At 70.7% G+C, this 16,148-nt stretch carries 8 protein-coding genes; all 8 read left to right on the forward strand.

Annotation, left to right across the window (positions count from 1 at the left end; genetic code table 11):
* Window positions 1-52 precede the first annotated feature (52 nt).
* On the forward strand, window positions 53-1,327 hold the full coding sequence (locus ACFYPN_RS01080) for an extracellular solute-binding protein (RefSeq protein WP_389296368.1): 1,275 nt from the start codon (window positions 53-55) through the stop codon (window positions 1,325-1,327).
* 19 nt (window positions 1,328-1,346) lie between these two features.
* Complete coding sequence (locus tag ACFYPN_RS01085; RefSeq protein WP_389296369.1) at window positions 1,347-2,360, forward strand: carbohydrate ABC transporter permease; 1,014 nt, start codon at window positions 1,347-1,349, stop codon at window positions 2,358-2,360.
* On the forward strand, window positions 2,357-3,238 hold the full coding sequence (locus ACFYPN_RS01090; protein WP_358757931.1) for a carbohydrate ABC transporter permease: 882 nt from the start codon (window positions 2,357-2,359) through the stop codon (window positions 3,236-3,238). The genes ACFYPN_RS01085 and ACFYPN_RS01090 overlap by 4 nt, the downstream gene beginning before the upstream one ends.
* Before the next feature lie 171 nt (window positions 3,239-3,409).
* Window positions 3,410-5,086, forward strand: coding sequence for a glycoside hydrolase family 13 protein (locus ACFYPN_RS01095; protein ID WP_358757933.1), 1,677 nt, complete (start codon window positions 3,410-3,412; stop codon window positions 5,084-5,086).
* Entirely contained in the window at window positions 5,071-6,141 is a 1,071-nt protein-coding gene (locus ACFYPN_RS01100; protein ID WP_358757935.1) for a LacI family DNA-binding transcriptional regulator, read from the forward strand. The genes ACFYPN_RS01095 and ACFYPN_RS01100 overlap by 16 nt, the downstream gene beginning before the upstream one ends.
* Before the next feature lie 536 nt (window positions 6,142-6,677).
* Window positions 6,678-8,411 carry a carbohydrate-binding module family 20 domain-containing protein gene (locus ACFYPN_RS01105; protein ID WP_389296370.1) on the forward strand — a complete coding sequence of 578 codons (1,734 nt, stop codon included), beginning with the start codon at window positions 6,678-6,680 and terminating at the stop codon, window positions 8,409-8,411.
* A 109-nt stretch (window positions 8,412-8,520) separates the two neighbouring features.
* A complete protein-coding gene (gene pulA, locus ACFYPN_RS01110; protein ID WP_389296371.1) occupies window positions 8,521-13,833 on the forward strand; it encodes a pullulanase-type alpha-1,6-glucosidase in 5,313 nt (1,770 codons plus the stop codon).
* Between the two features lie 170 nt (window positions 13,834-14,003).
* Window positions 14,004-16,079, forward strand: a complete 2,076-nt coding sequence (locus ACFYPN_RS01115; protein ID WP_389296575.1) for an ATP-binding protein — start codon at window positions 14,004-14,006, stop codon at window positions 16,077-16,079.
* Window positions 16,080-16,148 lie beyond the last annotated feature (69 nt).

Consider the following 16,148-nt stretch of genomic DNA (forward strand, 5'->3'; position numbering starts at 1 on the left):
CCTGGTCGACCCGGCGCCGCGACGGAGCGGTACGGCAGTTGAAGGAGTTCACATGCGACGTGGCATAACGGCCACCGCCCTGGTCGTGGGCCTGGCGCTCGCGGCGACCGCGTGCGGGAGCGACGACAAGTCCAGCAGCGGCAGCAAGAGCTCGGGCGAGCTCTCCGGCACGGTCACCTGGTGGGACACCTCCAGCGTCGGCAGTGAGGACAAGGTCTTCAAGAAGATCGCCGAGGGCTTTGAGAAGCTGCACCCCAAGGTCGACGTCAAGTACGTCAACGTGCCTTTCGGTGACGCGCAGAACAAGTTCAAGAACGCGGCCCAGGCCGGCGCCGGTGCCCCCGACGTGATCCGCTCCGAGGTCGCCTGGACCCCGGACTTCGCGAACCTCGGCTACCTCGCCCCGCTCGACGGAACCCCGGCCCTCAAGGACCAGGACGACTTCCTCAAGCAGGCCGTCGCGTCGACCAAGTACAACGGCAAGACGTACGCCGTGCCGCAGGTCATCGACTCCATGGGCATCTTCTACAACAAGGCCATGTTCGCCAAGGCCGGGGTCAAGGTCCCGACCACGGTCGCCGAGCTGAAGACCGCCTCCGCCGCCATCAAGAAGAAGACCGGCAAGACCGGCCTCTACCTCCGTGGCGACGACGCGTACTACTTCCTCTCCTTCCTGTACGGCGAGGGTGGCGACCTGGTCGACGCCGACACCAAGACCGTCAAGATCGACAGCCCCGAGGCTGTCAAGGCGTTCAAGGTCGTCAAGGACCTGGTCGACTCCGGTGCCGCCAAGACGGACGCCACGGACGGCTGGGAGAACATGATGCAGTCGTTCAAGAGCGGTGACGTCGCCATGATGATCAACGGCCCGTGGGCCGTGGCCGACACGCTGACCGGCGACCAGTTCAAGGACGCCTCCAACCTCGGCATCACCAATGTCCCGGCGGGCTCCGTCGCCCAGGGCGCCCCGCAGGGCGGCCACAACCTCGCCGTCTACGCGGGCTCGAAGAACCTCGACGCCTCCTACGCCTTCGTCGACTACATGACCTCGGTCGACGCCCAGGCCACGGCCGCCGGCGAGCTGAACCTGCTCCCGACCCGCACCTCGGCGTACGCCCGCAAGGAAGCCGTCGACAGCGAGATCGTGAACTTCTTCAAGCCGGTCGTCGAGACCTCCGTCGAGCGCCCGTGGATCCCCGAGGGCGGCAGCCTCTTCGCCCCGCTGGTCACCCAGTACACCGAGGTCCTCACCGGCCAGACCACGCCGGAGAAGGCCGCGAAGGACAGCGGCGACGCGTACCGCAAGCTCCTCAAGGGCTGGAAGTAACAGGAAGGTTGGCCGACTGATGGCTGTCCACACCAGCCAGTCGGTGGCAAAGGCCGCGGGCGACGACGTCGCCCGCGGCCGGAGCCGCGCTACTGGCACCCCGACACCGGGCAAGCTCCGGCGTTCCCTGTCCACGCACTGGTACGCCTGGGTCATGGTGGCCCCGGTGGTGCTCGTCATCGGCGTGATCATCGGCTACCCGCTGGTCCGCGGCGTCTGGCTGTCGCTGACCGATGCCAATGAGCGCAACGTGGCGCGTTCCATCGGCGTCAACGACATTCCCGCGACCTACAAGTTCATCGGCCTGGACAACTACAAGGACGCGCTCACCGGCGGCGAGTTCCTCTCCACGCTCGGCTGGACCCTGGTGTGGACGATCGCCTGCGTGAGCATCACGTTCTGCCTCGGCATGGCGCTCGCCAACATCCTGAACCGGCGCATCGCCGGCCGCTCCGCCTACCGCATGGCCCTGATCCTCCCGTGGGCCGTGCCGGGCTTCGTCTCCGTCTTCGCCTGGCGCTTCCTCTACAACGAGGACCGCGGCATCCTCAACGCGATGCTCGGCGGCATCGGCATCGACGGCATCCCGTGGCTGAACGACCCCAGCTGGGCGAAGTTCTCCGTGATCGCCGTCAACGTCTGGCTCGGCGTCCCCTTCATGATGGTCGCCCTCCTCGGCGGTCTGCAGTCCATCCCCGCGGAGCAGTACGAGGCCGCCGAGATGGACGGCGCCACCGCCTGGCAGCGCTTCCGGCACATCACCGTCCCCGGGCTCGCCCCGGTCTCCACGACGGTGGTCCTGCTCTCCACCATCTGGACCTTCAACATGTTCCCCGTGATCTTCCTGCTCACGCGGGGCGGACCCGGTGAGTCGACCCAGATCCTCGTCACCCAGGCGTACAAGTTCTCCTTCGAGATCAGCCCGCGCGACTACGCGCAGTCCTCCACGTGGGGCGTGCTGATCCTCGTCCTCCTCATGCTCTTCGCCCTGGTCTACCGGCGAGTGCTCCGCAAGCAGGGAGATGTCTGGTGACCACCACCCTCACCCCCACCCACGGCCGCCGGGCGGCGCGCCCGCCGCGCCCGCGCGGACAGCGCTCGCCCCTCGCCTCCGTGGCGCTGCACGTCACGCTGATCGTCACCTCGGTGATCGCGGTCTTCCCGGTGCTCTGGGTCCTGCTGACCTCGCTGAAGCCGGCCAAGTACGCGACCACGTCGGACTTCTTCAAGGAGACGACGTTCGTCAACTACACCAACCTGATCAAGGACACCGACTTCCTGACCTGGTTCGGCAACTCGGTGCTCGTCGCCGGGCTCTCCACGGTCCTCGGCGTCTTCGTCTCCGCCACCACCGGATACGCCGTCAGCCGCTTCCGCTTCCCCGGCAAGCGCGGACTGATGTGGACCCTGCTCATCACGCAGATGTTCCCGGTCGCCGTCCTGATCGTGCCGATCTACAACATCATGGCGAGCCTCGGACTGCTCAACCAGCCCGCCGGCCTGGTCATCACCTACCTCACCATCTCGGTGCCGTTCTGCGCCTGGATGATGAAGGGCTTCTTCGACACCATCCCGCGCGAGATCGACGAGTCCGGACAGGTCGACGGCCTCACCCCGTTCGGCACGTTCTGGCGGCTCATCCTGCCGCTGGCCAAGCCGGGCCTCGCGGTCACCGCGTTCTACTCCTTCATCACCGCCTGGGGCGAGGTCGCGTACGCCTCCGCGTTCATGGTCGGTGACGAGAACCTCACGCTCGCCGGCGGACTGCAGAAGTTCGTCAACCAGTACGGAGCCCAGTGGGGCCCCATGACCGCCGCGTCGGTCCTCATCGCCATCCCGGCCGCCCTGGTCTTCCTGTTCGCGCAGAAGCACCTGGTCACCGGGATGTCGGCCGGAGCGGTCAAGGGCTGACCCGGGCGCTGTACGGCGGAGAGGGCCCGGGTCGCGGCCCGGCCCCGGTCCGCCGGACACCACCCGGCCGTCACCCCCACCCCCGCACGTCACCGCACTCGTCACGGCGGCGCCGGCCCCCCCCGACCGGGACTCCGGCGCCGCTCCCCACCCAGACACCCCAGGGACGACATGACCCAGCACCTCGCTGCCCCCTCCACCGGCACGTCCGACGACGCCCCGGACAACCGCACCGGCTGGTGGCAGGATGCGGTGATCTACCAGGTCTATCCACGGAGCTTCGCCGACGGCAACGGCGACGGCATGGGCGATCTCGCGGGCGTCACCGCACGGCTCCCCTACCTCCGGGACCTCGGTGTCGACGCCGTCTGGCTGAGCCCCTTCTACGCTTCCCCGCAGGCCGACGCCGGTTACGACGTCGCCGACTACCGGGCCATCGACCCGATGTTCGGCTCGCTCCTCGACGCCGACGCCCTCATCCGTGAGGCCCACGCCCTGGGTCTGCGCATCATCGTCGACCTGGTCCCCAACCACTCCTCCGACCAGCACGAGTGGTTCAAGCGCGCGCTGGCCGAGGGCCCCGGTTCCGCCCTGCGCGAGCGCTACCACTTCCGCGCCGGCAAGGGCGAGAACGGCGAACTCCCGCCCAACGACTGGGAGTCCATCTTCGGTGGCCCGGCGTGGACCCGGACCACCGACGCGGACGGCACTCCCGGCGAGTGGTACCTCCACCTCTTCGCGCCCGAGCAGCCCGACTTCAACTGGGAGCACCCGGCCGTCGCCGACGAGTTCCGGTCGATCCTGCGCTTCTGGCTCGACATGGGCGTCGACGGCTTCCGCGTCGACGTCGCGCACGGCCTGGTCAAGGCGGAGGGTCTGCCCGACCTCGGCTCGCACGACCAGCTCAAGCTGCTCGGCAACGACGTCATGCCGTTCTTCGACCAGGACGGCGTGCACGCCATCTACCGCAGCTGGCGCACCATCCTCGACGAGTACCCGGGCGAGCGCATCGCCGTCGCCGAGGCGTGGACGCCGACCGTCGAGCGCACCGCCAACTACGTGCGCCCCGACGAGATGCACCAGGCGTTCAACTTCCAGTACCTGTCGACCGACTGGGACGCCGCCGCGCTGCGTGCCGTCATCGACTCCTCGCTCGCCGCGATGCGTCCGGTCGGCGCCCCCACCACTTGGGTGCTCTCCAACCACGACGTCACCCGGCACGCCACCCGCTTCGCCAACGAGCCGGGCCTGGGCACCCAGATCCGTACCGCCGGCGACCGCGCGATGGGGCTGCGCCGCGCCCGCGCCGCGACCCTGCTGATGCTGGCGCTGCCCGGCTCCGCCTACGTCTACCAGGGCGAGGAGCTCGGCCTGCCGGACGTCACCGACCTGCCCGACGAGGCGCGCCAGGACCCGTCGTTCTTCCGCGCCGAGGGCCAGGACGGCTTCCGCGACGGCTGCCGCGTCCCCATCCCGTGGACCCGCGGGGGCAGCAGCTACGGCTTCGGCGACGGCGGCAGCTGGCTCCCGCAGCCCGAGGGCTGGGGCGAGCTGTCCATCGAGGCGCAGACCGGCGTGGAGGGCTCCACGCTGGAGCTGTACCGCACCGCCATCGCGGCCCGCCGCGAGCTGCCGGGCCTCGGCGCCGGCAGCGACGTGGAGTGGCTGGACGGCCCCGAGGGCGTCCTCGTCCTCGCCCGCCCCGGTTTCGTCTGCACCGTCAACACGACCGGCGCCCCGGTCCGGGTTCCCGCGCCCGGGACGGTGCTGGTCTCCAGCGCCCCGGTCACGGTCGAGGACGGTACGGCCGGGCTTCCCGCCGACACCACGGTGTGGTGGACGGTGTGACCGTCCCCGCACCCCGGACGGGTTCGGCGTTGCGGCTCTCCGACATCGCCGGGCAGGCCGCGGTCAGCGAGGCCACCGTCAGCCGGGTGCTCAACGGCAAACCGGGTGTCGCCGACAGCACCCGGCAGCGGGTGCTGGCGGCGCTGGACATCCTCGGCTACGAGCGTCCCGTGCGGCTGCGCCGGCGCAGCGCCGGGCTGATCGGGCTGGTGACGCCCGAACTCGTCAACCCGATCTTCCCGGCGTTCGCGCAGTCGGTCGAGCAGGTCCTCGCGGGGCACGGCTACACCCCCGTGCTCTGCACCCAGCTGCCGGGCGGTGCCACCGAGGACGAGTTGGTCGAACAGCTCGTCGAGCGGGGCGTCGGCGGCATCGTGTTCCTGTCCGGGCTGCACGCCGACCTGTCGGCCGACCCGACGAGGTACGCCGAACTCGCGGAACGCGGCGTGCCGTTCGTCCTGATCAACGGGTACAACGAGCGCATCAGCGCTCCGTTCGTCTCGCCGGACGACGCCGCCGCGGTACGGATGGCCGTCGACCACCTCGCCGCCCTGGGCCACCGCCGGATCGGCCTGGCGATCGGGCCGCAGCGTTACGTGCCCTCCCGCCGCAAGCGGGACGGGTTCCTCGACGCGGCGGTCCGCACGCTGGGGATGTCCCGCGAGGAGGCCGAACTCCTCGTCTGCTCCACGCTGTTCGGTGTGGAGGGAGGTCAGGTGGCGGCCGGTTCGCTCCTCGACCGGGGCTGCACCGGCATCGTCTGCGGCAGCGACCTGATGGCGCTCGGCGTGGTGCGGGCGGCCAGGGGGAGGGGCCTGGAGGTCCCGCGCGACGTCTCCGTGGTCGGCTTCGACGACTCGCAGCTGATCGCCTTCACCGACCCGCCGCTGACCACCGTGCGCCAGCCGGTGCAGGCGATGGCCGCCGCCGCGGTGGGGGCGCTGCTGGAGGAGATCGCCGGAAGTCCCGTACAGCGCACGGAGTACGTCTTCCAGCCGGAGCTGGTGGTACGCGGCTCGACCGCGGCGGCGCTCCGGACGGCACGGGGGAACTGAACCGGGGCCGAGCGGGGGCACGGAACGGGGGCACGGAACGGGCGGCGCGCGGCCGGAGGGGGGTCGCGCGCCGCCCGCGTACCCGGCGGGGTTACGGGCCCGTGCACGCGGAGGCAGGCACGCGGGGGAGAGGCGCCGCGCACGCGGAGGAGAGGCGCCGGAAGTCGGCCCAGGATTGGACCGGCGGGGAGTGTGACTCCCGGTGCCTCTCATCGGCGTGGACCGGCCCGGCCGGCCGGGCGCGTGGGGTCCGGCGCCGGAGCGCGGCCCCCCGGCCGGCCGGACCGGAGTCACCAAGAACGTAACAGGCGCGCAATATCTTGCGTAAGTCCTTGCAGGCAGAAAAATGCGGCGTTTCGTGGATGTGAGCGGGTCATGTCCAAAGTATTGACCCCGGCCTGGCGGGCTCGTACGGTCTGCACCGCAGCCGGGTTTCCACTCTTGCTGCAAGAACATTCAAAGAGCTTCAGGGCACGGCGCGTTGTCACGTGAGGCTGATCGGTCACCCGCGTTTCCCCCACAGCAGGAGGAAAGACATGGCACGCAGACCGCTGTCCGCCGCTCTCGCCCTCGCGGCCGGAGCCGCCGCGCTGGTCGTCCCCGCAGGCGTCGGAGCCGGTACCGCCCAGGCCGCCGCCCCCGGTACCAAGGACGTCACCGCCGTCCTGTTCGAGTGGAAGTTCGCCTCCGTGGCCCAGGCGTGCACCAGCACCCTCGGCCCGGCGGGCTACGGCTTCGTCCAGGTCTCCCCGCCCATGGAGCACATCCAGGGCAGCCAGTGGTGGACCTCGTACCAGCCGGTCAGCTACAAGATCGCCGGACGGCTCGGTGACCGCACCGCCTTCGCGAACATGGTCGCCACCTGCCACAACGCCGGGGTGAAGGTCGTCGCCGACACCGTCATCAACCACATGTCGGCGGGGTCGGGCACCGGCACCGGCGGGTCCTCGTACAGCAAGTACGACTACCCGGGCCTCTACTCGGTCAACGACATGAACGACTGCCAGGCGCAGATCAGCAACTACGGCGACCGCGCCAACGTCCAGAACTGCGAACTCGTCGGCCTCGCCGACCTGGACACCGGCGAGGAGTACGTACGCGGCAAGATCGCCGGGTACCTGAACGACCTGCTCTCCCTCGGCGTCGACGGCTTCCGGATCGACGCGGCCAAGCACACGCCGGCCGCCGACCTCGCCAACATCAAGTCTCGGCTGAGCAACCCGGGGGTGTACTGGAAGCAGGAGGCGATCTACGGCGCCGGGGAGGCCGTCCAGCCCTCCGAGTACACCGGCACCGGCGACGTCCAGGAGTTCCGCTACGCCCGTGGCCTCAAGCAGACCTTCCTCAACGAGAACCTCGCCAACCTCAAGAACTACGGCGAGGGCTGGGGCTTCATGGCGTCGGGGCAGTCGGCGGTCTTCGTCGACAACCACGACACCGAGCGCGGCGGCGACACCCTCAACTACAAGGCGGGCGCCTCCTACACGCTGGCCAACGTCTTCATGCTGGCCTACCCGTACGGATCGCCGGACGTCCACTCCGGCTACGAGTTCAGCAACAACGACGCCGGCCCGCCCAACGGCGGTCAGGTGAACGCCTGTTACACCGACGGCTGGAAGTGCCAGCACGCGTGGCCGCAGATCTCCTCGATGGTCGCCTTCCGCAACACCGCCCGTGGTGAGGCCGTCACCAACTGGTGGGACAACGGCGCCGACCAGATCGCCTTCGGCCGGGGCGCCAAGGCGTACGTCGCGATCAACCACGAGAGCTCCTCGCTGACCCGGACGTTCCAGACCGGACTGCCCGCCGGCGCCTACTGCGACGTGCAGACCGGCAACGCCGTGACGGTCAGCTCCTCCGGCCAGTTCACCGCCACCCTCGCCGCCGACACCGCGCTCGCCCTGCACGTGGGCGCCCGTACCTGCACCGGCACGGGCACCGGGACCGGCACGGACCCCGGCACGGGCACCACCGTCTCCGGAGCCACCTTCGGCGTCAACGCCACCACCACGCTCGGCCAGAACATCTACGTCACCGGCAACCAGCCGGCCCTCGGCAACTGGGACCCCAACAGCGCCCTGAAGCTCGACCCGGCCGCGTACCCCGTCTGGAAGCTCGACGTGGCCCTGCCCGCCGGGACCTCCTTCCAGTACAAGTACCTCCGCAAGGACGCCGCCGGGAACGTCACCTGGGAGAGCGGTGCCAACCGCACCGCCACCGTGCCCGCCACCGGAAAGACCACGCTGACCAGCGACGTCTGGCGCAGCTGACCCGCCAGGGGCGGGCCGGGGGAGCGCACGCCTCCCGGCCCGCCCCTCTCCCGTACCGCCCCCGCCGGGCAGCCGTACCGCCCCACCCACAGTCCGAGGAGAACCCTCCGTGTCCCGAACCACTCTCCGACGGGGAGCCGTCGCCGCGCTGTGCGCCGCGCTGCTGCCCGTCGTACCTGCGGCGACCGCGTCCGCCGCGACCAGACCACCGTCCCCGCCCTCGGACACGTCCCTCGCCAAGGAGTCGTCCCGCAAGGACCTCACCCGCGAGCAGTTCTACTTCGTCATGCCCGACCGGTTCGCCAACGGCGACACCTCCAACGACCGGGGCGGCCTGACCGGCTCCCGGACGGAGACCGGGTACGACCCCACGGACAAGGGCTTCTACCAGGGCGGCGACCTCAAGGGCCTGACCAACCGGCTCGACTACATCAAGGGCCTCGGCACCACCGCGATCTGGCTCGCGCCGATCTTCAAGAACCGCCCCGTGCAGGGCACCGGGGCCAACGCCTCGGCCGGTTACCACGGTTACTGGATCACCGACTTCACGCAGGTCGACCCCCACTTCGGCACCAACGCCGATCTGGAGAAGCTGATCGACAAGGCCCACGGCAAGGGCATGAAGGTCTTCTTCGACGTCATCACCAACCACACGGCCGACACGGTCGACTACGCCGAGAAGGAGTACGGCTACCGCCCCGAGGGCGCTTACCCCTACCTCGACACCGAGGGCCGCCCCTTCGACGACGGCGACGGCGTGCCGAAGGTGGACGCGGACTCCTTCCCGTACACCCCGGTCACGACCGGCGGCAAGGTGCCGTCCTGGCTCAACGACCCGACGATGTACCACAACCGGGGCGACTCCACCTACGCCGGCGAGTCCACCGACCACGGCGACTTCTCCGGTCTCGACGACCTGTGGACCGAGCGCCCCGAGGTCGTCTCCGGCATGGAGAAGATCTACGAGAAGTGGGTCCGCGACTTCGACATCGACGGCTTCCGCATCGACACCGTCAAACACGTCGACCTGGACTTCTGGACCCAGTGGGCGACCGCCCTCGACGCGTACGCCGCCAAGCGCGGTCGCGACGACTTCTTCATGTTCGGCGAGGTCTACTCCGCCGACACCGCGATCACCTCGCCGTACGTGACCCAGGGCCGGCTGGACGCGACGCTGGACTTCCCCTTCCAGGAAGCGGCCCGCCAGTACGCCTCCCAGGGCGCCCCCGCCTCCAAACTCGCCGCGCTCTACGCCGACGACTACCGGTACACCACCGACAAGGCGAACGCCTACGAGCAGGTCACCTTCCTCGGCAACCACGACATGGGCCGCATCGGGACCTTCCTGAAGCAGGACAACCCGAACGCCTCCGACGCCGAACTGGTCCAGCGCGACCGGCTCGCCAACGAGCTGATGTTCCTCGGCCGCGGCAACCCCGTCGTCTACTCCGGTGACGAACAGGGTTACACCGGCGCGGGCGGCGACAAGGACGCCCGCCAGCCGCTCTTCGCCACGAAGATCGCCGACTACCTCGACGACGACCAGCTCGGCACCGACCGCACCCACGCATCCGACGCGTACGACACCACGCACCCGCTCTACACGTCGATCGCCGCGCTCTCCAGGCTCACCAAGGCCAACCCGGCCCTCAGGGACGGCGTCCAGACCGAGCGCTACGCCGAGGGTTCCGTCTACGCGTACTCCCGCATCGACGCCGAGCGGAGCAACGAGTACCTCGTCGCCGTCAACAACGGCACCGAGGCCCGGACCGTCGAGCTCACCACCGAGTCCGCCCGGATGAACTTCCGTACCATCTACGGCGGTTCCGCCACCGTACGCAGCGGCTCGGACCGGAAGGCCACGGTCACCGTGCCCGCCCTCTCCAGCATCGTGCTCCGCGCCGACCGGACCCTCGCAGCCCCCGCCACCACGCCGGCCCTCACCCTGAAGGTCCCGGCGGCCGGCGCGAGAGGCACCGTCGAGATCTCGGCCGGCGTCACCGGCGGCCAGCTCGACCGCGTGGTCTTCGCCGCCCAGACCGGCAGCGGGAAGTGGCGCACCCTCGGCACCGCCGACCACGCCCCGTACAAGGTCACCCAGGTCGTGGACGGGTCGGTCGCCGCCGGTACGCCCCTGCGGTACAAGGCCGTCGTCGTGGACCGGACCGGCCGCACCTCCAGTGCGCTCGCCGCCACCACCGCCGGTCAGGCGCCGCCCGCCGCGAAGCCGGTGGCCGTCGAGCGTGACTACGCGGTGGTGCACTACCGGCGCGCGGACGGCGACTACGACGGCTGGCAGCTGAAGTCCGGGGGCGCCACGGCCGAGTTCACCGGCCGTGACGCGTACGGCGCGTTCGCCTGGCTGAAGCTCGCCGAGGGCACCTCCTCCGTTCCGTACACCATCGAGAAGGACGGCACCGCGGACGGCCCGCAACGCACCGTGGACCTCGCCACCACCGGCCAGGTCTGGGTCGCCCAGGGCGACGGCGGCCAGGTCACCGAAGTCCCCGACGGCGCCGGCCCCTCCACCGACACCACCAAGGCGGTCCTGCACTACCACCGCGAGGACGGGAAGTACGACGGCTGGGGCCTGCACACCTGGACCGGCGCCAAGAACCCGACCGACTGGGCCAAGCCGCTCCAGCCGGTGACGGAGGACGCCTACGGGGTCACCTTCGAGGTCCCGCTCGCCGACGGCGCCACCTCGCTCAGCTACATCCTCCACAAGGGGGACGAGAAGGACCTCCCGAGCGACCAGTCCCTCGACTTCGCCGGCAAGGGCCACGAGGTCTGGATGCTCGGCGGCACCGCCACCTACCTCCTCCCGGCCGCCGCCGGAGTCCCCGCCCCCGACCTGACCAAGGCCGAGGCGCAGTGGATCGACGCGGACACCGTCGTCTGGAAGGTCAAGGCCACCGCCGCCACCAGCCAGCAGCTCGTCCACGCCCCGAACGGCGGGATCTCCGTCGTCGACGGCGCCCTCTCCGACGAGGGCCAGTGGCTGCGGTTGAACGCGACCACACTGACCGACGCGCAGAAGGCGAAGTTCCCGCACCTCAAGGAGTACCCGGCCTTCCAGGTCGACGTCCGCGACCGCGACCGGGTCCGGGAAGCCCTGCGCGGCCAGCTGATCGCCACCCAGCGCGCCGCCAACGGCGCCCTCCTCGCCGCCACCGGCGTACAGACCGCCGGCGTGCTCGACACGCTGTACGGGGCGAAGGCCACCGGCGCCGCCCTCGGGCCCGTCTTCGACAAGGGCACGCCGACGCTCTCCGTCTGGGCCCCCACCGCCCGTACGGTCCAGCTCGAACTCGACGGCCGGACCGTCCCCATGCGGCGCGACGACACCACCGGTGTCTGGTCCGTCAAGGGAGCGAAGTCCTGGAGCGGCAAGCCCTACCGGTACGTCGTGAAGGTCTGGGCGCCCACCGTCCAGAAGATCGTCACCAACAGGGTCACCGACCCCTACTCCACCGCGCTGACCACCGACTCCGCCCGCAGCCTCGTCGTCGACCTCGCCGACCCGAAGCTCGCGCCCGCCGGCTGGTCCACCCAGAAGAAGCCCGCCGCCGCCCCGATCGGCGGCGCGCAGATCCAGGAACTCCAGATCCGCGACTTCTCCATCGCGGACCCCACCTCGAAGCACCCCGGCGAATACCTCGCCTTCACCGACACCGGCTCCGACGGCATGAAGCACCTCAAGGAACTCGCCGACTCCGGCACCTCCTACGTGCACCTGCTGCCCGCCTTCGACGTCGGCACCATCCCCGAGAAGAAGTCCGACCGGCAGCAGCCCGCCTGTGACCTCGAGGTCTACGCCCCCGACTCCGAGGAGCAGCAGTCCTGCGTCACGGCCGCCGCCGCCAAGGACGGCTTCAACTGGGGCTACGACCCGCTGCACTACACCGTCCCGGAGGGCTCCTACGCCTCCGACCCCGACGGAACCAAGCGCACCGTCGAGTTCCGGCGGATGGTCCAGGGCCTCAACGACGCCGGGCTGCGCACCGTCATGGACGTCGTCTACAACCACACCGTCGCCTCCGGCCAGGACGGCAAGTCCGTCCTCGACCGGATCGTGCCCGGCTACTACCAGCGGCTCATGGACGACGGCTCCGTCGCCACCTCCAGCTGCTGCGCCAACACCGCGCCCGAGAACGCCATGATGGGCAAGCTCGTCGTGGACTCGCTTCTCACCTGGGCCAAGCAGTACAAGGTCGACGGCTTCCGCTTCGACCTGATGGGCCACCACCCCAAGGCGAACATCCTCGCGGTCCGCAAGGCGCTCGACGGCCTGACGCCCGCCAAGGACGGCGTCGACGGAAAGAAGATCATCCTCTACGGCGAGGGATGGAACTTCGGCGAGGTCGCCGACGACGCCCGCTTCGTCCAGGCCACCCAGAAGAACATGGCCGGCACCGGAATCGCCACCTTCTCCGACCGCGCCCGCGACGCGGTGCGCGGCGGCGGCCCCTTCGACACCGACCCCGGTGTCCAGGGCTTCGCCTCCGGCCTCTACACCGACCCCAACACCTCCACCGCCAACGGCACCGAGGCCGAGCAGAAGGCCCGCCTCCTGCACTACCAGGACCTGATCAAGGTCGGCCTCACCGGCAGCCTCGCCGACTACACCTTCACCGACACCTCCGGCGCCCGGGTCACCGGCGCCGGCGTCGACTACAACGGCCAGCCCGCCGGCTACGCCGCCGCCCCCGGCGACGCCCTCGCCTACTCCGACGCCCACGACAACGAAAGCCTCTACGACGCCCTCGCGTTCAAGCTCCCCGCGGGTACCTCCGCCGCGGACCGGGCCAGGATGCAGGTCGTCGCCATGGGCATCCCCACCCTCTCCCAGGGGCCCTCGCTCTCCCAGGCGGGCACCGACCTGCTGCGCTCCAAGTCCCTGGACCGCAACTCCTTCGACAGCGGCGACTGGTACAACGCCATCCACTGGAACTGCCAGGACGGCAACGGCTTCGGCCGGGGCCTGCCGCCGGCCGCGGACAACAAGGACAAGTGGCCCTACGCCACACCGCTGCTGACCAACCCCCGTCTCACCCCCGGCTGCGCGCAGATCACCGGCGCGTCGGCCGCCTACCAGGACCTGCTGACGATCCGGAGCACCGAGAAGGCGTTCGCCCTCACCACCGCCGCCCAGGTCCGCTCCACCCTCGCCTTCCCGCTCTCGGGCAAGGACGAGACCCCCGGCGTGATCACCATGACCCTGGGTGACCTGGTCGTCGTCATCAACGCCACCCCGTCCACCACCACCCAGAAGGTGGACTCGGCCCAGGGCCTGAAGTACGCCCTGCACCCGGTGCAGGCGGCGGGCGCGGACCTTACCGTCAAGCAGTCGCGGTACGAAGCGGAATCCGGCAGCTTCACCGTCCCCGGACGGACCGTCGCGGTGTTTTCACGTCGCTGACGCCGACGGGCTACGGTGTGACCGCACGCGTCGGCGACGGAGCCGCAGCGGCCCGGCGCCGAGCACCGCAACTCCGCCACAACCGGCCGGTCACGGCGCCCTCCCCGCACGGGAGAGGTGCCGGGGCCGGCCGGTCGGCGCACCAGGCCCGAGCACGCCGGACGGTGATGATGAAGATCGTGGGAAACCTGCCCGAGGAGACGACCAGTTTCATCGGCCGTGGAGTCGAACTCCTGCGTCTCGAAAGCGCCCTGACGCCGTATTACCTCGTTGGCCACCGGCTCACCCCGCACCGTATGACCACGCTCGTCGGCCCCGGCGGCGTCGGCAAGTCCCGCCTCGCGCGCCGCGCCACCCACCTCGTCGGCCACCGCTACCAGGACGGCGTCCGCTGGGCCGACCTCTCCCCCCTCTACGGTGACGAGCTGCTGCTGCCCACCGTCTCCGACGCGGTCGGTCTCGCCGACCACGCGTTGCGGATGCCCGTGGACGCTCTCTGTGAATGGCTCGCGGACAAGAACATGCTGCTCGTCCTCGACTCCTGTGAACACCTGCGCGCCCCCACCGCCCACCTCCTCGGCGAACTCCTCACCATCGCCCCCGGCCTGACCGTGGTCGCCACCAGCAGACAGCCCCTCGGCGTCCGCGGCGAGAACGTCGTCGAGGTCCCACCGCTGCCCCACGACGGCGAGAGCGACGCACTCACCCTCTTCCGCGACCGGGTACGCGTCGCGGCCCCCGGCATCACCTTCCGGCGCCCGGCCGACACCAAGGCCGCCGACGAGATCTGCCACCGCCTCGAAGGACTCCCGCTCGCCCTGGAACTGGCCGCCGCCGCCGCCCGCCGCCACACCCTCCGCCAGATCGCCGACCGGCTCGGCTCCCGCCTGGACGTCCTCAGCGACGACTCCCAGCGCCCCCGCCGCCACCGCGCCCTCCTCACCACCATCGGCTGGAGCCACGAGCTCTGCACCCCCCTGGAACGCCTCCTCTGGGCCCGGCTCACCCCGCTGCGCGGAGACTTCGACGAAGAGGCCGCCCGGGAGGTCTGCACCGGCGGGCCCCTCGGCCCCGACGCGGTGACCGAGGCGCTGCGCGGCCTCGTCGCCAAGTCCGTCGTCACACGCGACGGCGAACGCCACCACATGCTCGACACCCTGCGCGAGTACGGCCGGATGTGGCTCGTCGAACTCGGTGAGGAGGAAGTGGCCGGCGCCGCCCGCAGGCACGCCGCCCGCTTCCTGGACCTCGCCCGCCGGGCCCACTCCGGATGGACCGGCCGCGACCAGGTCGCCTGGTACCACAAGGTCTCCGACAGTCACCTCGACCTCTGCGCCGCCCTCGACCACCTGCTGGTCCACGACATCCGCGCCGCGCAGGAGATGGCCGGACGCGTCGGCTTCTTCTGGAGCTGCTGCGGCCACCTGACCGCCGCCCGGAGTTACGCCCGGCGCGCCCTGCGGGGCGGCCCGCTCGACGGCCCCGACCGCACCCGGCTGCTCTGGGTGATGGGCGTCGCCGCCCTGCTCCAGGGCGACTTCGACGCCGCCGAGCGGCTCGGCGCCGAATGCGCGGCCTACGCGGAGACCGTCGGCGACGACGAGGGAATCCTCAACTCGACCTACCTGGCCGGGCTCACCCACATCATGAAGGGCGAACCGGGGACCGCTCTCGGAGCGGCCGAACGCGCGCTGCGCCTGACCGGGGCGAGACCCGTCGAGTCGGCCTACCGCCTGCGCTGCCGGCTCATCACGGTCTTCGCCCTCAGCGGGCTGGGCCGGCTCGACGAGGCGGCCGAGGCCGCCGCCGTGCTCAGGGCCGCCTGCGAGGAACACGACGAACACTGGACCCGTTCGTACGCCGACTACCAACTCGCCCTGATCGCCCTGCTCCAGGGCCGGCCGGACGTCTCGGCCGCACATGCCCGCACCATGCTCCAGGGCAAGCACCGGCTGCGCGACAGCTTCGGCATCGCCCTCGGCCTCGACATCCTCGCCTCCGCCATCGCCGCCCAGGGCCAAGGGGCCCGCGCCGCGCGGGTCTACGGCACGGGGCAGGTGTACTGGCGGATGGTGGGACACCCGCAGCGCGGCACCCCCGACGTCACCCCGGTGCGCGAGACGTGGGAGCGGCAGGCGCGAGAGGACGTCGGCGACCTCGCCTACCAGCGCGCGTTCGAGAGCGGCCGGACCGACAGCGCCGAGGCGGGCCTCGCGGCGGCGCTCTGGGACGAGTCCCGGATCTGAGCCCCGCCGACCTCGGAAAGTAGGCACGGGTGCAACCGGCCCGCTTGTGCGGACCCGGTGCCCCCGGTC

It is taken from the genome of Streptomyces sp. NPDC005576, assembly GCF_042871745.1.
In the GTDB taxonomy this organism is placed as follows: Bacteria; Actinomycetota; Actinomycetes; order Streptomycetales; family Streptomycetaceae; genus Streptomyces.